Origin of the sequence: Methanofastidiosum sp. (genome assembly GCA_013178285.1) — an archaeon.
GTDB lineage: Archaea > Methanobacteriota_B > Thermococci > Methanofastidiosales > Methanofastidiosaceae > Methanofastidiosum.
In genome coordinates this window covers 20,674-39,990 of sequence record JABLXD010000005.1, presented here as the reverse complement: position 1 = coordinate 39,990, position 19,317 = coordinate 20,674, and the positions used below count along the sequence as shown (strand labels likewise).

Sequence of the window (19,317 nt, the reverse complement as noted above, 5' to 3'; positions counted from 1 at the left end):
GGTATTATATGAAAATGATTATGGAAAAGATTAAGGTTGAGGTAAATAATATTTCAAAGAGCTTTTCTAAGTCTGAAGATGGAAAACCTCTACCTGTAGTTGACAATGTTAGCTTTAAAGTAAACGACGGAGAGTTTCTTTGCATAGTTGGGTCTTCAGGGTGTGGGAAAACTACTATTTTAAGGATTATAGCCGGTCTGCAGTATGCAGATAAAGGCGAAGTATTACTAGATGGGAAAAAAGTTGAATCTACATCCTCAAAGAAAGGGATGGTTTTTCAGGAATTTGCACTTTTTCCTTGGAGAACTGTTCAGAAAAACGTTGAATTTGGACTTGAGTATAAAGGTCTGCCCCCCGAAGAGAGAGAAAAATTATCAAAAAAATTCATTTCAATGGTTGGATTAAGTGGGTATGAGGATAGCTACCCCCACCAGCTATCCGGGGGAATGAAGCAAAGAGTTGCTATAGCAAGAGCGTTGGTAAACGATCCTGATGTTTTGTTAATGGACGAACCTTTTGGTGCATTAGATGCGCAAACAAGAAATATCCTCCAAGATGAATTATTGAGAATATGGACCGAAACAAAAAAGACAATTATCTTCGTTACCCATAATGTGGATGAAGCTGTTTATCTTGGTGACAGGGTATTAGTTTTAACTAAAAGGCCTGCAAAGATTAAAAAAGAATTTAAGATCCCGCTTTCTAGAAGGAGAAAGAGAACTAATATAGAATTTGTTATGTTAAGAAAAGAGATTTTGGATGAATTAATGGAAGAAATTAATATACAGTCCCTTCCATCCACTTGAGAAGCTTCTTCTCTACTATATATCTAAATCCCCAGTTTATTCCAAGCCCGATTAATCCTAAAGCTATCATATATGAAAGCACATTATCCATTCTGTGGAGGTAGTAGTACCACCAGATTTTATACCCAAGACCTTCTTTGCTGACTCCAAAAAGTTCTGCTGCAACAAGACACATCCACCCTATGCCCATAGCAACTCTAAGGCCTACTGCGATATCTGGAAACGATGAAGGCAGACCAACGGATTTTAATAAATCCTTGTTCTTCGTGCACCCCAAAACCATGGCAGCTTCAACAAGAGTTTTTGGTACGCTGCTAAATCCAGAATATGTATTTGTTAGTATTGGGAAAAAAGTACCAATAAAAACAATAAATCCTGCAGACTGATGCGTAAGTCCAAACCAGACTATTGCAAAAGGTATCCAAGCTAGAGGGGGTATTGGCCTTACTAATTCGATTAGAGGATCCATAAAATTGTCAACTTTTTTGAACCAGCCCATCAACATTCCAAGTGGAATGCCCAATACAATACCAAAAAACATACCTATAGCAAAGTGATAAAGGCTTATTACTAAGTCAGTAAAGATCTCCATGCTGATTACTAAATTATACAAAGAAGTAACAGTTTCACTGAAACTCGGCAATAAAAAAGGATTATTAACTATAAAAACAGCTATAAACTCCCACAATGCAAATGCTATGCCTAAAGAAATTACTGTATAAAGTTTGTACTTTTCTAGAATATAGTTGTACCCTTTCATTTGAACAAAAAATAAAAAATTAATTTAAATATTTATCCTTTATTTTTTAACGGTTTCGTCGTATAGCTTTGTATCAATAAGATCTTTTGCAGTAAGAAGTTTTTTTGTGTATCCCAAGTCATAGTGCTCTTTTGCATATGCTTCCATATAGACTATAATATCATTTGGATTATGGATATATGTTGTGTCAGAGTTTTCCATAGAGTATAGGATTGTTTCTTTGCTTAGTCCAAGTTTTCTTGAAGCAATTTCAGCGGCCTCTTCTGGATTCTCTTCTATATATTCTGTAGCTTTGACATGAATGTTTATTATCTCTTTTACAAGCTCTGGATTTTCTCTGATTAGTTTCCCGCTCACTAAAAGTACACAGCATGCATGACCCGGCCACATTTCTCCAGATTTCACTACGCTTTTCCCGTTACCTTCAATCTCTAGTACTGCGGGGGAAGGATGAGGTAAGAATACTGCATCAACTTGTTTTGCAGTTAATGCAATAGATGCATCCCCGGGCCCCATGGCTTTTATGTCAACTTTGGATATATCTATCCCATTGTCTTGTAGCCATTTCTTTAGTACCATATCTTGTATTGAGCCGGGAGGAAATGTGCCTATCTTTTTTCCAATTAAAAATGATGGTCCTGTATAGTTACTTTCTGGCCATACAACGATATCTGAACCTTGAGTCTGGGCAGCAGCAACTATTTTGGCATCTAAGCCTTGATCAATTGCAGGTATTGGAGGTGTAGCACCAACATATGCTATATCAATCTGTCCGCCTAGCATGGCTTGCATCTCAGGTGGGCCAGATGGGAATTCATAATCCGTTACTTTTTCAATTCCGTACTTCTTGAGGTCATTTTGCCACCATCCTTTTTCCATGGCAACCATTTCAGCAATCTGGTGAGTACTTGGCTGATATCCGATTCTAAGCTCAGTCATTTTTTTAGTATTGTCGGTACCCTGCCCAACACACCCGAGAAGGAGTGTTGAAGCAACTAGAATAGAAGCTATTATCGCAAATATTTTTTTCATTTAATTCACCCAATTTTTTTTGATTATAGTAATTTATAAGTTTTTCTATTATAGTATAAAAATTTTACCCAAAAGTATAAATATAAGTTACATAAATATACATTAAGGTGGTAAGGTGGGGTATAAAGAAGCAGAGAGATTGAAAGAAATTATATTTTTTCCTAATGACAGATTTAAAGTTGAGTTGGAGTCCCTTTTAGTTAAAAGTTTTGGCAGTATTAAAAAATTTTCAGAAATTTCAGATATTCCTCTCCCAACTATATATAAAATCTTTTCTGGGGATAGGGAACCCAATCTTAAAACAATAAGGAAGATCTATGAAGTGTTAAAGGGAGGAGAAGAGAAAAATAATAAATTTATAGCATTAATTGCATCAAGACCAGTTTTAAATATGTTGGATGAAAGTTATGTTGCAGACAGCGACAATAAATATTTGATAAAAGAATATTCCGCCACAAATATTGAAGAAGTTTTTATCCAATCCATAAGGGCAGAAAGGGATGGGGCTAGCGCCTTGGTATGTGCCCCAATAGTAAGTTCAATCGTTGAAAAGGTAGTTACAATACCTGTAGTCACAATAATGCCCCAAAAAAGTATTTTAGTTGCTTTAAAAACTGCAGCAAAGAAGTTAAAATCTTAGATTTATAATAAGGTTTAAATATTTATTTTTTCTAATAGTATTGGGGCAATATAGGTGAAATTATGAAAAATAAAACAAAGTTATTTTCGACAATATTTATTGGAATACTATTAATTGGAATAGCTCTGCCTTCAGTCTTTGGGTTTGCAGTTATTGAAACAGTTACATTGAATCCGATATTTGATACAACAATAAGTGAAAGAAATCCAACTACGAACTATTGTACTTACAGTGATATCTGGGTAGGGAAGTCTACTTCCGATTCAAAAGAAGCTAGAGGTATCATACGTTTTGATCTAAGTAGTATACCTTCAGGTGCAACAATTACTAAAGCGGATCTAACACTTTATTTCCATAGAATGGAAGCTGGAACGGGAGCTGCAACTGTTGGGGCCTATTGGATTGTTAATGGTGCTCCTGATTGCTCAACGACAACATGGATAAAAAGAAGTGCTACTTCAAATTGGAGCAATCCTGGTGGAGAATACAGTTCGGCTGTTGGGCCAATGAGCACTACATCAGTTTCTTGGGACAGTCACGATGGAGACAAACACGTATTGAATGTAAAATATTTTGTTGAGAGATATGTAAGTGGAACTTTCAGCGGAAACTATGGCTTTATGCTTAAAGCAACAAGTTCTAGTGATAAAGCACAATTTTATTCTGTTGAATCAGCGCCTGCGGGCAAAAGGCCAGTATTAGTTGTTACTTACCAAGTTACCGGACCCTCCCCAATAGCAAAGCCTGATTTGACTATAACCGATATTACACAGAACAGTTCTGATAGAGTAATCCTTAAGATTGCAAATATCGGTTCTGCCAATTTCAGCGGTACTCTCGGAGTTCAGGTTTGGTTTAATGGAGTTACCAAATATAACGGTACAGTTTCTACAAGTATGCCGGCCGGAGCTACAGGCACATTTACTTTGACATCACCAACACTGCCGGAAGGGTCAACAACGGTAAAAGCTAAGCTAGATCCTGGAGGATCAATAGATGAAGAAAATGAATCAAATAATGAGCGGACTGAAACCCTAACTGTTGCCGCATCCCCGACACCGACACCTTCGAATAATCCTCCTCAAGCAAATGCAGGCTCAAATAAGACTTCTAAAGTAGGCCAACCTTTAAGTTTCAATGGTTCTGGATCCTCTGATTCTGATGGAAATATCACAAAATACTCTTGGGACTTTGGCGATGGCGAAAGTTCTCTAGGCTCAGTAGTAAGTCACGTTTACTCTTCTCCAGGCACATATACAGTTTCTCTCACAGTCACCGATAACAGTGGTGCAACAGATACAGATACAGCCACTGCAATAATCACAGAAGATTCAACTACTCCAACACCACCAGCCACAACAAACAAACCTCCAAAAGCAGTTGCTGGCAATGACGTAAAAGTAAAAGTTGGCGAAGCAGTTCACTTTGACGCATCTGGGTCATCAGATCCCGATGGAACAATCACAAAATACTCTTGGGACTTTGGTGATGACAGAGATTCAGATGAAAAAGAGCCACTTCACTCATACGCAACACCGGGCGTTTACAAAGTAACTTTAATAGTAACAGACAACAATGGTGAAACTGATAGGGACGTAATATATGTCACTGTCGAACAAGAGGCAACATCTCCAATAAAAGGAGTTCCTGGATTTGAAGTTCCTGGAGTCTTAGGTGCAGCAGCATTAGTGTACTATTATTACAGAAAACGAAAGAATTAATATTTTTTATTTTTATATTCTTTTTTTTCAGTTAATTATTTAAATTATTTTTCTGCTGATGAATAAGGAGATTGCTATGGCTAAAGTTAAAGGTAAAAAGGCTAAAAAAACGATTAATAAAGAAAAAGTTTCTTTTAAGGGAATTAATAGTTTTGATAATTATATTGTAATTATTGGTCTTTTACTATCTGCTGTCATTGGATATTTCATGAGATCATGGCCTTTAAGATTTGAAAGGCTTTTGGGATATGACCCATATTTCTTCTTAAGAGAGGCAGCGTATTATCTTTCGGACGGACTACCAAAAATAGACCCTATGTCACCAACAGTTACTAGGTCACTTATAGCTGAAGATTTACAAGGCCTGCCTATTTTAACGTCAATTATTTCAAAAGTTACTGGTGCTGACCTCTTACAAGTACATATGTACCTTCCTATATTTATTGGAATCATAGGTTCAATTTTAACATATTTTGTTGTGTTCAAAGCATGGAACAACAAGTATGTGGCATTGATATCTTCATTTTTCCTTGCAATAATGCCCGCATTTATCTACAGAACAGCCGGGGGCGGGCTTTGGAAGGACACTCTAGGTTCATTTTTCTTTATACTTTTCATGCTGATAGCAATTTTCATTATAAAAGAAAAGGAAAGAAATAAAATCCTAATCTACGGAGTTCTATCACTTGTGGTCTTGATACTATATGCAAACACATTTGGTAACTTCTTCTTTGTTCCTTTAATCGTTGCAACTTATGTGCTCTTTAAACCTTTTATTAAGGGATCTAAAAAAGAGAAAAATATTGAATTAATGGATAAAATACTAAAGGATATTGGAATGTGGGTATTAGTGGGGGCATGTCTTATTTCCTTGCTATACGCCAATTTTTTGATACCTCCTTACAAATTAGAGTCTCTTAGAATTTATCTTGCTTTATTGGGATTAGGATTTGCGTCAATAATTAATTTATCAAGTTACTTTGCTAAAGATAGAAAATACTACCTTGTATTCATGGCAGTTCTATCTGCCGTACTTATTGCTATAGCCCAGTTTGTACTAAATTACAATGTACTAGGATATTTGTTTAGAAGCATTGATATCAGTGGAATATCCGGTCAGGGCCAAGCAAGTACTTTCTCTGACTTCCTAGATAAATTCTATTTATTCCCAATAATGGCAATAATCGGATCAATATATGGAATATATCAGATAATCAATAATGAAAATGCCAAGCCGACTCTATTTCTTTTGTCTGCTTTTGTATTTAACACTTTTATGTCTTATCAGATGCTAAGAAACGCATTTTTTGGCGGTATTACTTTTGCTATAATCGCAGCATACGGCTTTTTAGCAGTTTATGAATTTTTAACAAATAAATTTTCTAAAAACAGTGCACTTTCAATTACAATTATACTCCTTATAGTCTTCAGTTCCATATCTCTTTACAATCCTCTGGATGATAGATATGGGGGTTCAATACCCTATAGAACCTCACAATCCCCCCATCTTGAAGACAGATGGCTTTCAGCACTACTTTGGTTAAAGGAAAATACTCCCCAGGAAGAAGTAGTGTGCAACTGGTGGGATTATGGATATTGGATACAAACAGTTGCTGTAAGGAGAACAATATCAGATGGTATGAGAAGTGGTATGGGGCCTTGGATTACTGGTTTTGGTGAGTTCCTTGGAGCTACCGATTCCACAGGTATCCAGAAAATAGTTGCCATGGAAAATGAAGCATATAGAACAACAGGCAATAACTTTAGGATGAACTACGTTCTTGTAGATCAAAGTCTTTTAGTTAAAACTAGCGTACTCAATAGTGTAATTGGCAGAGATACATTTAGAACGGCCTATTTCTACTTCAAAGGAACATCAAAATTGAACAATGCAACTACTTATGTATATGAAAGCGGAGCAACTAGGCTTTTCCTTGTGACAGACGATACAAATACTTACTGTTACATAGAACAGAATAATCAGCGTTACGGAGTTCCAAACTTTGTAGTTGAGAATCCAAATGGTGAAAATTTTGTATATGAGAATGTTAAGTATAACTTCCAGTCAATATCCCAGATAATTTACATAACTCCACAAAACGCTATCATGATGCCAGATACAATAAAAGATACTTTATTTTCAAGACTCATCGTATACGAAAGTGGCCTTCAAAACTATAATCTTGTGTATGACAATGGATATGTAAAAATTTACAAAATACTTAGATGATGGCGGACAACATGCAAACATATCTAACTTTTTTTATCTCAATAACTATTAGTTTTTTAATAACTTTCTTTTTAATACCTAGATTCATTGAAAAATTCATTGAAGAAGGTCATGTAGTAAAAGATTATTATAAAATTAAGGAAACTTTTATCCCTACAATGGGAGGATTGCCAATACTAATGGGAGTTCTATCCTCCTTGATTATAATTCAGCTCATTTTCCCTATGGTTGAAAAACTTTTGATATTTTACTTTGTCATCTTTATATGTGCCATTTTTGGGTTGGTTGACGACCTTGTAAATGTTGGTAGAAAAATTAAGCTCGTGGCACCATTCTTTCTAGCATTTCCGATAGCACTCTTAAATCTTGATACTAGTTTATCCCTCATATTTATTGAAATAGAACTTGGAATTCTCTTTTCTTATATAATTGCCCCCCTTTATGTCATGGTAGTTTCTAACTTAGTTAATATGCATTCAGGATTTAATGGAGTTTCTGGCGGATTAACGACAATACTTTTGGCATTTTCTGCATTAGCGTCATTTATCAAATATGATTACACTGGACTTATTTATGTGGCCCCGATACTTGGTTCCATGATAGCATTTATGTATTTCAATAAATACCCCTCAAGAATATTTTTAGGAAATGTTGGAACTCTTATGATAGGTGCAGCGCTTGGCGGATTTATTATATTTCAAAACATGGAAATATTTGGAGTAATAATCTTAATTCCCCATATTATAAACTTCTTAATGTTTGTCTACTGGAAAATTAGAGGATACCCCCACATTAAATTTGGGAAAGTAGATGAAAATGGAATACTTCATGTACCTAATAATCTTACCGTTAAATGGTTCCTACCTTACTATTTCCCTATGACAGAAAAAAAAGCCATACTTTTATGTTACCTTTTCTCTATTATTTCAGGTATAGCTGGAATAATCTATATCTTGCCAAAGTAATCTTCAGATAATTTTAAATTCCTTTTTTGTACATATTTTTCTATGTCAGATTACTTTGTCCATGAAACTGCAGAAATCTCTAAAGGTGCGCTCATCGGTAAAAATACTAAAGTTTGGCACCAGTCACAGATTAGGGAAGGTGCAAAGATAGGCGAGAATTGTATCATCAGCAAATGCGTCTATATTGATTTTGATGTAAAAATTGGGAACAATGTCAAGGTCCAAAATGGCGTTTCTGTTTACCACGGTGTTGAAGTCGAAGACGATGTATTTTTAGGCCCCCATATGACTTTTACTAATGACTTGTACCCAAGAGCCTTTAATAGTGATTGGGAGCTTGTAAATACTCTTGTTAAACGAGGGGCCTCAATTGGGGCTAATGCAACAATTATCTGTGGAATTATTATCGGAGAATACGCTATGGTCGGTTCAGGAGCCGTAGTTACAAAGAATGTTCCCGCTTATGGGCTTGTCTTTGGAAATCCTGCAAAACTTAAAGGATTCGTTTGCAAATGTGGTAGGAAAGCAGTTAAAATTGGGCAAGAAAAGGATAAAGTTTTAATGGAATGCACTGTATGCAAGAATACATTTAATATTAATAAAGAAGACTATGAGCTATTAGAGGAATAAAAATGATACCAATTGCAAAACCATCTATTACTGAAGAAGAAATTGATGCTGTCAGATCTGTATTAATGACGGGAAATATCGCCCAATCAAAAAAAGTTGAAGATTTTGAAAAACAATTTGCAGATTATATTGGAACAGAATATGCAATTTCTACTTCTAATGGCACAACAGCGCTACATGTAGCACTCCTTTCAAATGACATAGGAAAAGGTCATGAGGTAATCACCCCATCATTCACATTTGTTGCTACAGCAAACTCTGTTCTTTTCACTGGAGCAAAACCAGTTTTCGTTGATATCAATTCAAGTTCATTTAATCTTGATCCAAATTTAATTGAAGAAAAAATAACTAAAAAAACTAAAGCAATAATGCCTGTTCATTTATATGGGCAATCAGCAGATATAAAAGCAATAAATGAAATATGCGAGGATAATGACCTATTATTAATAGAAGATGCAGCACAAGCCCATGGTGCAAAGTTTGATGGGAAAAAAGTTGGCTCATTTGGAACTGGATGTTTTTCTTTTTATCCAACAAAAAACATGACAACTTCAGAAGGTGGAATGATTACAACAAATAGTAAATCGCTATATGAAAAAGCTAAAAAAATTAGAAATCATGGGCAAGAGAAAAGGTACTATTATGATACATTGGGATATAACTTTAGAATGACCGATATTTGTGCAGCAATTGGTATTTGTCAACTTAATAAACTTGATGAGTTTAATAAAACAAGAAGAAAAAATGCTGAATTTTTCTCTAAAAAATTATCCAAATTAGGGTATCTAGAATGTCCAAAAACTGCCCCCAACAAAGAACACGTCTTCCACCAGTACACATTAAGGATAAAAGATCACAGAAGAGAAGAAGTAATTCAAGGTCTTGAAAAAGCAGGAATAGGCTATGGTATTTATTATCCAATGCCCTTGCATAAACAGCCCTTGTATATTGAACTTGGGTATAAAGACAAATTAAAAGAAACAGAGAAAGCTTCAGAAGAAGTTGTTTCTATTCCAGTTCATCCGTTATTAAAAAAAGAAGAGCTTGAATATATTGTTTCATTCTTTGAGGGATTCAAATGATTAAGATTGGCGTCATTGGAGCAGGGGTGATGGGAGGGCATCATATTAGAAATCTTGCCTCAATGGACGTTGAACTAGTTGGTATATCTGATATAGATAAAAAAAGAGTTTCTGAATTATCCTCTACATATAAAACAAAAGGATTCTTAGATTATAAAGAGCTTATTAAAGAAGGTATAGATGCGGCAGTTGTAGCCGTTCCAACAAAACTCCATAAGACTGTATGTGACGCTCTTATAGAAAATGGAGTTGATATTTTAGTTGAAAAACCCATTGCAGATACTATAGAAAATGGCAGAGAAATAATTGACAGGGCTAAGAAAGAAGGTGTCAAACTTTCAGTTGGGCACATCGAAAGATTTAATCCTGCTATCCAAAAATTAAAAGAACTAATAAAAAATGACACTTTGGGCAAAGTTGTCACAATGTCATCAAAGAGGGTTGGCCCATATAATCCCAGGATAAGAGATGTGGGAATAATCGTTGATCTAGGTGTCCATGATATTGATATAATGTCTTTTTTATTAGAAGAAAAAGTAAAAACAGTATACGCAACTGGTGGCAAAAGAATACATCCTTTTGAAGACTTTGCAACAATACTCATGACTTTTGGAAATACTTGCACAGGCTTAATTGATACTAACTGGCATACTCCTCACAAAGTAAGAAGTCTAACTGTCGTGGCGGATAAAGGCATTGCCGAAGTTGATTATATTGAACAAAAACTTACCCTATACGACAAAGAATGGGAAAAAGATGCCAAAATTGAAAGAAAAGAGCCCTTGGCATTAGAACTAGATTGTTTTATTAATTATCTTAAAAAGAATACAGAACCTCCAGTTTCAGGAGAGGAAGGTCTCCACGCACTTGAAGTAGCTATATCTGCAATTGAGTCTTATATGGATAATAAAATAATAAAAATATAATTTTATCCTTTTCCGACTCCTCTGTAAAGGAATCCTTTTCTTGTCATTTCTTCTTTATCGAAGATATTTCTTCCATCTATAATTATTGGAGTTTTCATCAATTGCTTAATTTTATTAAGATCTAGATTTTTATATTCTGAATGGGCAGTCACGAATACAAGGGCATCTGAATCTTTTATGCTGCCATAAATGTCTTTTTTTATTTCAAGATTTTCAAAACTTTTGACAAAAGGATCGTGAACTTCAACAACGGCACCTTTATTCTTTAGCGTATTTATTACATCTAATGAAGGTGTGTTTCTCGTATCATCAGAATTTTCTAGGTAGGCAAAACCACATACAGTAATTTTTTTACCTTTTACGTCCATCCCTTTTTCTTTAAAAGTTTCAAGTAAAAGACCTGCAGTGTGAACAGGCATTTTCTTATTTAGATTTCTTGCAAGTATCATTAGTTCAGGAGTAAGTATGCCTTTTACTCCATAAGAAAGTAATAAAGAGTCTTTTGGGAGACAGTGCCCACCAACTCCCGCTCCTGGCAAATGCATGTTTCTGTATGGTGCTTTGTTTACTAGTTCTCTGACTTCATAAACATTAATTCCAAGTTTTTCACATATCAATGCAACTTCATTAGCAAAAGCTATCTCAACATCTCTATAAGCATTTTCAGCCGTTTTAACAACTTCTGCAGTTATACAATCTGTCGGATATAACTCTCCTTTGACAATATGAGAATAAAGTTCAAGCATTTTTTTACTAGTTTCCTCATTTATACCTCCGCAGACTCTATCAAGATTTTCAATATTATAAAGAAGCTTCCCAGGCATTACGCGCTCTGGACAATTACCAAGTAAAAAGTCCTTACCTGCCTTCATCTTAGAAACGTTTTCTAAGATTGGCTTTACCAAAGTTTCCATAGTTGTAGGGGCTATTGTAGACTCCACAATAACTAAACAGCCTTTAGATAAGTTTTCAGCGACACTCGTTAAAGCAGATTTTAATGAGTCATATCGCGGTTCCCACTTATCAGAATCAAATGGCGTTTCAACACAGATTAAAATTGCATCAGCACTCTTACATGCAGAATAATCAGTTGTTGCCACAAGATTCTTACTCTTAACTACTTTTTCTATGAGTTCAGGTAGATTTGGTTCATCTCCTTCTATAGGGCATAATCCCTTGTTAATTAGATCAACTTTATCTTTTGTTCTGTTAATTCCCACAACATTGAAACCTTTATCTGCAAACATAGCAGCAACAGGGATTCCAACATATCCGGTCCCAATAATAACGATATTCTTAAACATATTACCCTCGAAAAACAGATATACAAACACTAAATAAATCTTTTGGAATCTGGTTATTTTGTTAAGGCCTCTCTGTAGAAATTTAAAAAATAGTATTTGATTTTTTCTATTGTTTATCAATATTATTTTAATTATAATTCTAATGTTATTCATTAAGTTTAATTTGTTTATCCAACAAAATACTATATTAAAGCTCAATTATTAATTTTAATTACCGAAAACTTTATATAGTAAGAGTAACTAAATACTAATAACTAAAGATTAATCGTTCAATATATGTAATCGATGGTGATAAATGTGGGTTGGAGAAAACAATTTGAGTTAAGAAATGAGAGAATTGATTATATTAGAAATCTTCTTAAAGAAAGAACTAAATCTGGTAAAGATTATTTTATTCAAGAACTTGTAAATGAAACTAGGATACCAAGGAGTACTGTAGAGAGATATCTTTACGAGTATCTTGAAAAAGAAATCGAAATTTACTATGAAGGGCCACTTAAAAAGATTAAGTATGTTGGCAAAGAAAAAGAAACTTAAGGCATTTCTCTTCTTAGAAGTAATCCGTCTTCTCCGTTTTCATAGTAATGTTTTAGTCTGTTAGTAATCTTAAATCCAAGATTTTTGTACATAGATATTGCAGCAATATTACTGACCCTAACTTCAAGTTTTAATCGAGTAATGCCTTTTTTTTTGTAGATATCAATTAGTTTCTTCATAAGAAAAGTTCCAATGCCTTTTCTTTTGAAATCATCTCTTATTGCAATAACTAATATATGGCCCTCTTTTTTTTGAACTATGCCTATCACAAATCCAATAACTTCTTTGTCTTTTTCTACTACCAAAAATGTATCTCTATAAGATTCAAAAAGAAAGTTGACTATCTCAGGCGGATAGGGATACTCAAAATTTTGGTATTCTAACTCTATAACTCTATATATGTCATCTGCCATTACATTCCTAACGATCATTTACTTCCCCTATTACGTCAGAGAATTCTTTACCTTTCTCAAAAGAGGCCCTATATCCGCTAGGTGTTTTTTCTAAATCTTCTACTTCAAAAAATCTCCATCGTCTAACAAACCTTACTGCAAAATAAGGAATTGCTCCAAATCTATTGCAGAACTCTTTTAGTTTTTCAATGTCTTCATCTTTGAAATAACATTTTTCCTCGGCCCTTATTTTTACTTCAATTCCAAGATATTTTTTACCGTTACCGGCAATAATATCTGGATGAGGATACAGTTGCCCTCTACCAGAGCCCGGCATTCTAAGTGCAGCATATCCATTATCCCATAATTTTTTTACCAATGTTACTTCTGAATTCCTACCTCTATTGTACATTAGTTTATCACCTATAGAAGGGTCAATTTTAACCTATCGGGCCTTGGCTCATAAACGTCTCCTTTCTGTTTTAACTCGTCAATTATTTTACGGGTAAATGAATCACTGATATTTTCTGTTCGTGCTTCTTCATATACTTCACTTATAAGTGCGCCCTCATTATTATTTTTCTTGTCTAAATTAGAAATAATATCCATTATGACAGTAATTTTATCTCTCTGAGATTTTGGTCTCCCAGTCATTATCATATCTATATCTATTTCGCCAGTTTCTGGGTCTTTACCTATCTCCTCAATAGATTTCATATATAGTTGAATAATATCCTCTACATCTTCGACCATAACTTTATCAGATAGCCTCATTCTTGCTCTTGCCTCTGATAATCTTATCAATGATTCAAGCTGTCTTGCTGTAATAGGGATAGGTGTATTTTTTTCTTCACCTTTCTTTCTTATACTAACATAAAATTCCAAAAGCTTGTTTTTTGCTTCTTCAGTTAAAGTAATTTCCTTAATTGTTTTTTTAGAATAGATGGCATATTTTCTTATATCTTCAGTTTCTAATATGGGAATTATGGATTCTTTTTCATTTGAATGGAGTTTTAATATATGTTCTGCAATTTTCTTATCCTCACTTTCTTTTGGTTTATCTGTTAATATGAAAATCAAGTCAAATCTTGAAAGAAGGGTGGGCAAAAGATCTATTTGCTCTCCAAGTGGCTTGTAACTATCGAATCTACCCCTCTTTGGATTTGCTGCTGCAAGTATTGATGCCCTAGCATTTAAAGTTGCGATAATACCTGCTTTAGCAATTGAAATGGTCTGCTGTTCCATCGCTTCGTGGATTGAGGAACGGTCTTCATTTGACATCTTATCGATCTCATCTATGCATGCAATACCATTATCTGCAATAACAAGAGCCCCAGCTTCAAGGGCAAATGTCCCTGAGGTTTCATCTCTTATCACAGCAGCTGTTAGACCCGCAGCTGAAGTTCCCTTACCACTTGTATAGATTGACCTTGGTGCAACAAGATTGATATATTTTAGAATTTGCGACTTAGCGACTCCAGGGTCACCAACAAGGAGTATATGCGAATCTCCTCTTATACGTGTTCCATCATGTAATAATCTTGCTTCACTTGAGAAAAGTTGTAATGCAACAGCATATTTAACATGCTGATTCCCAAAAATTGATGGGGCAATCGAATTTGTTATATTTTCACATATTTTAGGATCAGAAGCTAGCTCTAGTATCTTCTCTTCATCTTCTTCTGACAATTCCAAATCTTGAATATCTTTTTCTTTGATTTCGATACTGTTTACTTCTATAGACTTGCTGAAGGTAGTTCTCTTGCCTCCACCTTTTGCTGAACTTTCCTGAACTGTTTTTAAAATTCCAACTACGTTTACCACATTTCCTGCTTGGGCTGTATCTACTATATCATCTTTGATTATACAATCCATAATCCAAGGCAAGCGACCCCCTTTTAATTTCTCAGGTTTCTCTTGTATCTTTATGTTTTGCCAATCAACAAACTTCGAAAATGCTTTCACCAATTTGAAAGGGCCATTTCTGCCGCAAGCGGGATTTGAACAAGTTACTGGAGTCTTGAAAGTGGGTGAATCCTGCATCACTGTGAGATATTCCCCACACCTCTCACAACTAAAAACAGCTTCAATAACTTCAGGTTTTACTTCTGAAGTTCTTCTTACAACGCCCTCTACTTGGATTAATTTATTTATATGTACTGCCCTAATATCCCTTATGTCAACTTTCTCTGTCGGTGGTAAATTAACAAATCGTGCTGTGAGTCTTTTATCAGTCTCCGCACCGTAGACCTCCTTTAAAGCTTCGCTGGGACTAGCTAAAATCTGTTCTGGTTCATTCAAAAGTTGTTCAGAAAGATCAAAATCAAAATCAATAATATCATCAAAATCAATATAAAGGGAACTCTTTCCTTCAATCTTCATTTTGTCTATTAGTTTTTTATACTTGGGTTCACTTACATCGGGATAAGCTTCGTAAAACTCTTTGAATCTATCTACAACTTCATCTTTGTTAAGCTTCATATCTGTCTCCCTTTATTATGCTCTCTCTAAATTGAATCCACTTTGATATCTCCTCACCGATTAATGAAATAAAAATTAACTCATCTTCATGAACTTCAATTTTTTCATTTTCAATTAATAGCGATTTTAAAATTTTTTCTGCCCTTAATCGTAGGAAGTTTCTTAGTGCACTAGCACTGTCGTTATAGATTTTTTTATCTGCATCAGATAGATTGCTCTTTACTTTAAGGTATTTTTGGGAAAGTCTAGCAAAATGGAAAAAGTTCTCTTTTAACTCTAACATTTTTTCAGACTCTTTTTCTTCCTTAAACATTTTTCTATATTCTACTGAGTTAAGGGGCATTATATCTGCTAATTCTTCATTTATTAGTGTTTCAACTTCCAAAAAGTGGAGTTCGTACTCCCTTCCTTCTTCAAATGTTTTATTAAAAAGTCTAAATGTCTTTTTAGCTTTAAAAGGGAGCATATTTGAATCTGACATATTCTCTTAAATTCATCTTACTTATCTTTTATAAAACCTTTTATAGAGTAGAATAAGTCAAAATATTAACGATAAAAATATATACTCAAATTAATAGGTTTTGTTCAGTTATAATTTTCTTGGAGTGATTAAATGCAAAAAAAGATCGAAGAAATAAGGAAATCCCAAGGAAAACTCCTTGTTAAAAATGTTAAATATTCATGGGATAATCTCCCTTACTATAAACAAAAAATGAAAGAGGCAGGGGTAAAACCTGAGGATATCAAGGGATTAGATGATATACATAAACTTCCTTTTCTTTCAAAAACAGATTTGCGACACCATTACCCATATGGATTAATAGCTACGTCACTTGATAATGTAGTTAGGTTCCACTCTTCTTCAGGCACGACTGGAATCCCAACAGTTGTACCCTACACGAAAAGAGATATTGAGCTATGGGCTGAATTAAATAAGAGGTGCCTTGAAACAGTAGGTGCAACACATAAAGATCTAGTGCAAGTTAGCTATGGATATGGATTATTTACTGGCGGATTAGGTCTCCATTATGGTGCGGAGAGATTGGGCGCGGCAGTAATACCTACTAGCAGTGGAAATACAATGAGGCAGATTAAGATATTAAAGGATATGAAAACAACTACGCTTGCATGTACTCCCTCATATGCTTTGATGCTTTCTGAGGTCATTAAAAGTAATGACATGAAGATTGATGAACTCTCTTTAAAGAGAGGGGTATTCGGCGCAGAACCTTGGTCGGAAAACATGAGAAAGAGAATAGAAAAAGGGCTAGGTCTTGAAGCATTTGATATATATGGGCTCACTGAATTATGTGGGCCGGGAGTTGGAATCGAATGTTCTGAACATAATGGACTTCATACATGGTCTGACCACTTTATCGTAGAAACAATCGATAAAGAAGGCAATAAGACAGATGTGGATGGAGAGGGAAAAGGAGAGTTAGTATTCACAACTTTACAAAGAGAAGCAATGCCAGTATTAAGGTACAGAACAAAAGATCTGTCCTGGACAACATGGGAAGAATGCGCTTGTGGACTAATGCATCCAAGGATCGGCAGAATTACTGGAAGAAGCGATGATATGCTAATTGTTAGAGGCGTCAACGTGTTCCCAAGTCAAATAGAAGAAGTATTAATGGAACTAAAAGGTGTTGGTGACCATTACCAGATAATAGTTGACAGAGATATTTTAGATAAGCTCATGATTAAAGTTGAAGTTACAAATGAAATCTTCTCCGATAGTATTTCAGAACTTATAACACTTGAAAAAGAAATTAAAAAACGTCTCTTTGAAATGTTAAGTTTAAGCGTAGATGTTGAACTAGTTGAACCTGGCCAGATACCAAGACCTGAAGGAAAAGCAAAAAGAGTAATTGATTTAAGAAAAGATATGTAGGTGTTGAAATGGTAGAACAAATAAGTGTATTTATTGACAATAGGCCTGGAAGACTTGCCGAACTATGTAATATCATTGGGAAGAATGGTATCGATATAAGGGCATTACAGCTAGTTGAGGCAGGAGAATTTGGATTAGTAAGAATGATAACAGATAATAATGAAAAAGCAACTACGCTTTTGAAAGAAGCTGGGATGTCTTTTAGGAAAGGAGAAGTATTAGGGGTTCTAATGGAAGATAAACCTGGATCTATGGGCTTAATAGCTTCTCTATTAAGTGACGCTTCAATCAATATCGAATATGCCTATGCATTTATAACTAAAATAGAAATGAAAGCAATATTAATCTTAAAGGTAAGCGATCTAAAGAAGTCAATAGAAGTTTTGAAATCAAAAGGAGTAAGCATACTTGAGAATATTTAAGGTGTAAACATGACAGTTGAGATAAATGAAAGTATAAAAGCAGCTGCCGGTCTTATCGAAATTGCAGCAATAACTGCGCCAAAAGGAAAAGGTGTAGACGACATAATAACTAAAACAATATACAAAGGCAGTAAAGAACACAAAGAATTAGTTGAAAAAATGAAAGAATACGGAGAAAAAAAAGGCTTAAAATTTTTCCTAAGAGATTCAAAGAACACATTGGAATCTGATGCAGTAATGCTTATCAGTGCAAAAGCAAAACCGCCTCTCGGTCTAAATTGTGGAATGTGTGGTTATGAATGTACCACTATACCTGAAAAGAAAAAAATAAATGATTATTTTGCACCGATATGTGCTTTTGCATTAGTAGATCTTGGAATAGCACTTGGAAGCGCATCAAAGACCGCACAAATATTAAATCTTGATAACAGGATAATGTATTCAATTGGAGCCACAGCAGTTGAAATGGGCCTTATTGATGGCGATGTAGCAATGGGGATACCTCTTTCAGTCTCAAGTAAGAATATTTACTTTGACCGTTAATTATCAAATAAATTTTTTCATTATTAAAGGAAGCCCAAGTTTCATAATGCCATCAATAGCAGGACAACTTTTACCTGTTTCTACCTTTTCAATAATTAAATCATCAATTTGAGATAGAATTACGCCTGCTCCAAAAGCAGCAAGAAGGACAGGTATAGGATGCTTCTCAATAATCTCTAGAATATCATTTTCTGATCCCATTCTCATCTTTATTTCCTTTAATAGTTTTTCAATGTCTTGCTTTTCTATCCTTTCTTCCATATGTATATCCTCCATATCCTACTATTGCCCCTATAATAACTAGTATTATCCCGACAACTAAAAACGCCATCATATAGCTACCAAGAACATTTTTCAAAAAGAATACTAGTGAAATAAAAAGAGCCACTAAGCCTGAAAAGGCCAATATCGCAGAACCAACTGTAAGGAAAAGAATCTTTGAAAGTTTGGCCATAGGTTCCTTTATCGCCTCTTCTATTGCGTCAGAAGCGCCCTGTTTAATGTAGACTCCAATGTATTTAATGAGTAACTCAATGAGCTTATTTAGAGGCACTGTTTCTATCATTGTCCCACTTACTTTCTCAATAACTTACCCATTAGGTATCCAAATCCGAAAGCTGCAAAAACACTCATCATTGGGTATTTTCTAATGAATATTTCTGTTTCTTGGAGGGCCTTTTCAGATTCTTTTACTACATAATCAATTTCGTCTTGATGCTTAGATTCAAAATCTTTAAGTTTTATTCCTGCTTCGTCTCCTAATTCTCTTATTCTTGACTTACTTTCATTTAACTTGTATTTTCCTTCTTCTAAAAGTCTCTTTCCCTCATCGACCATCTTCTTTCCCATTTCAATATCTTTTTCTATTTCCTTCTGAATATCAGCAACACTAACTTCTTTCAAATAATCACCAAATAAATAGTGTTTTCAATCTTTATAAAATTATTCTATA

22 protein-coding genes are annotated in these 19,317 nt (G+C 34.6%); 12 read left to right on the top strand and 10 right to left on the bottom strand.

Going from position 1 to position 19,317, the window contains the following annotated elements:
• Positions 1-20 precede the first annotated feature (20 nt).
• Complete coding sequence (locus HPY60_03200; protein NPV50190.1) at positions 21-806, top strand: ABC transporter ATP-binding protein; 786 nt, start codon at positions 21-23, stop codon at positions 804-806.
• On the opposite strand, the gene HPY60_03195 is transcribed toward HPY60_03200, so the two are convergent.
• Complete coding sequence (locus HPY60_03195; GenBank protein NPV50189.1) at positions 778-1,566, bottom strand: ABC transporter permease; 789 nt, start codon at positions 1,564-1,566, stop codon at positions 778-780. The genes HPY60_03200 and HPY60_03195 overlap by 29 nt on opposite strands.
• A gap of 39 nt (positions 1,567-1,605) precedes the next feature.
• Positions 1,606-2,598, bottom strand: a complete 993-nt coding sequence (locus HPY60_03190; protein ID NPV50188.1) for an ABC transporter substrate-binding protein — start codon at positions 2,596-2,598, stop codon at positions 1,606-1,608.
• A gap of 115 nt (positions 2,599-2,713) precedes the next feature.
• Here HPY60_03190 and HPY60_03185 point away from each other — a divergent pair, with 115 nt between their 5' ends.
• From HPY60_03185 to HPY60_03155, 7 genes are all read left to right on the top strand, one after another.
• Positions 2,714-3,238 (top strand): transcriptional regulator, encoded by a 525-nt coding sequence (locus HPY60_03185; protein NPV50187.1) that lies wholly within the window; start codon positions 2,714-2,716, stop codon positions 3,236-3,238.
• Positions 3,239-3,300: 62 nt separating this feature from the next.
• A complete protein-coding gene (locus HPY60_03180) occupies positions 3,301-4,959 on the top strand; it encodes a PKD domain-containing protein (GenBank protein ID NPV50186.1) in 1,659 nt (552 codons plus the stop codon).
• A gap of 76 nt (positions 4,960-5,035) precedes the next feature.
• Complete coding sequence (locus tag HPY60_03175) at positions 5,036-7,189, top strand: hypothetical protein (GenBank protein ID NPV50185.1); 2,154 nt, start codon at positions 5,036-5,038, stop codon at positions 7,187-7,189.
• Between the two features lie 11 nt (positions 7,190-7,200).
• On the top strand, positions 7,201-8,154 hold the full coding sequence (locus HPY60_03170; protein NPV50184.1) for a UDP-N-acetylglucosamine-1-phosphate transferase: 954 nt from the start codon (positions 7,201-7,203) through the stop codon (positions 8,152-8,154).
• A 42-nt stretch (positions 8,155-8,196) separates the two neighbouring features.
• The gene (locus HPY60_03165) at positions 8,197-8,784 is read left to right on the top strand and encodes an N-acetyltransferase (GenBank protein ID NPV50183.1); all 588 of its coding nucleotides are present in this window, start codon (positions 8,197-8,199) and stop codon (positions 8,782-8,784) included.
• A 2-nt stretch (positions 8,785-8,786) separates the two neighbouring features.
• Positions 8,787-9,866 carry a DegT/DnrJ/EryC1/StrS family aminotransferase gene (locus HPY60_03160; GenBank protein NPV50182.1) on the top strand — a complete coding sequence of 360 codons (1,080 nt, stop codon included), beginning with the start codon at positions 8,787-8,789 and terminating at the stop codon, positions 9,864-9,866.
• Positions 9,863-10,792, top strand: a complete 930-nt coding sequence (locus tag HPY60_03155) for a Gfo/Idh/MocA family oxidoreductase (protein ID NPV50181.1) — start codon at positions 9,863-9,865, stop codon at positions 10,790-10,792. The genes HPY60_03160 and HPY60_03155 overlap by 4 nt, the downstream gene beginning before the upstream one ends.
• A 2-nt stretch (positions 10,793-10,794) precedes the next feature.
• Here the strand turns inward: HPY60_03155 and HPY60_03150 are convergent, their stop codons facing one another.
• Positions 10,795-12,096 carry a nucleotide sugar dehydrogenase gene (locus HPY60_03150; GenBank protein NPV50180.1) on the bottom strand — a complete coding sequence of 434 codons (1,302 nt, stop codon included), beginning with the start codon at positions 12,094-12,096 and terminating at the stop codon, positions 10,795-10,797.
• A gap of 297 nt (positions 12,097-12,393) precedes the next feature.
• Between HPY60_03150 and HPY60_03145 the strand changes: the two genes are divergently transcribed.
• Complete coding sequence (locus tag HPY60_03145; protein ID NPV50179.1) at positions 12,394-12,633, top strand: hypothetical protein; 240 nt, start codon at positions 12,394-12,396, stop codon at positions 12,631-12,633.
• Here the strand turns inward: HPY60_03145 and rimI are convergent.
• From rimI to HPY60_03125, 4 genes are read right to left on the bottom strand one after another with little or no spacing between them, the layout of a single operon-like run.
• Positions 12,630-13,064: a ribosomal protein S18-alanine N-acetyltransferase gene (gene rimI, locus HPY60_03140; GenBank protein ID NPV50178.1), complete on the bottom strand. Its 435-nt coding sequence runs from the start codon at positions 13,062-13,064 to the stop codon at positions 12,630-12,632. The genes HPY60_03145 and rimI overlap by 4 nt on opposite strands.
• Positions 13,054-13,437 (bottom strand): Holliday junction resolvase, encoded by a 384-nt coding sequence (locus tag HPY60_03135; GenBank protein ID NPV50177.1) that lies wholly within the window; start codon positions 13,435-13,437, stop codon positions 13,054-13,056. Before HPY60_03135 ends, rimI begins: the two co-directional genes overlap by 11 nt.
• Positions 13,438-13,448: 11 nt before the next feature.
• Positions 13,449-15,506 carry a minichromosome maintenance protein MCM gene (locus tag HPY60_03130; protein NPV50176.1) on the bottom strand — a complete coding sequence of 686 codons (2,058 nt, stop codon included), beginning with the start codon at positions 15,504-15,506 and terminating at the stop codon, positions 13,449-13,451.
• Positions 15,496-15,987, bottom strand: a complete 492-nt coding sequence (locus HPY60_03125; GenBank protein NPV50175.1) for a hypothetical protein — start codon at positions 15,985-15,987, stop codon at positions 15,496-15,498. Before HPY60_03125 ends, HPY60_03130 begins: the two co-directional genes overlap by 11 nt.
• Positions 15,988-16,119: 132 nt before the next feature.
• Between HPY60_03125 and HPY60_03120 the strand changes: the two genes are divergently transcribed.
• From HPY60_03120 to HPY60_03110, 3 genes are read left to right on the top strand one after another with little or no spacing between them, the layout of a single operon-like run.
• Positions 16,120-17,400: a phenylacetate--CoA ligase gene (locus tag HPY60_03120; protein ID NPV50174.1), complete on the top strand. Its 1,281-nt coding sequence runs from the start codon at positions 16,120-16,122 to the stop codon at positions 17,398-17,400.
• A gap of 8 nt (positions 17,401-17,408) precedes the next feature.
• Positions 17,409-17,822 carry an acetolactate synthase gene (locus HPY60_03115; protein NPV50173.1) on the top strand — a complete coding sequence of 138 codons (414 nt, stop codon included), beginning with the start codon at positions 17,409-17,411 and terminating at the stop codon, positions 17,820-17,822.
• A 9-nt stretch (positions 17,823-17,831) separates the two neighbouring features.
• A complete protein-coding gene (locus HPY60_03110; protein ID NPV50172.1) occupies positions 17,832-18,365 on the top strand; it encodes a hypothetical protein in 534 nt (177 codons plus the stop codon).
• 3 nt (positions 18,366-18,368) lie between these two features.
• Here HPY60_03110 and HPY60_03105 read toward each other — a convergent pair whose 3' ends face one another.
• The 3 genes from HPY60_03105 to HPY60_03095 are packed head-to-tail and all read right to left on the bottom strand — an operon-like array spanning position 18,369 to position 19,268.
• Positions 18,369-18,626 (bottom strand): hypothetical protein, encoded by a 258-nt coding sequence (locus tag HPY60_03105; GenBank protein NPV50171.1) that lies wholly within the window; start codon positions 18,624-18,626, stop codon positions 18,369-18,371.
• Positions 18,595-18,930: a phage holin family protein gene (locus HPY60_03100; protein NPV50170.1), complete on the bottom strand. Its 336-nt coding sequence runs from the start codon at positions 18,928-18,930 to the stop codon at positions 18,595-18,597. Before HPY60_03100 ends, HPY60_03105 begins: the two co-directional genes overlap by 32 nt.
• Positions 18,931-18,938: 8 nt before the next feature.
• Positions 18,939-19,268 carry a hypothetical protein gene (locus HPY60_03095; protein NPV50169.1) on the bottom strand — a complete coding sequence of 110 codons (330 nt, stop codon included), beginning with the start codon at positions 19,266-19,268 and terminating at the stop codon, positions 18,939-18,941.
• Between the last annotated feature and the right edge of the window lie 49 nt (positions 19,269-19,317).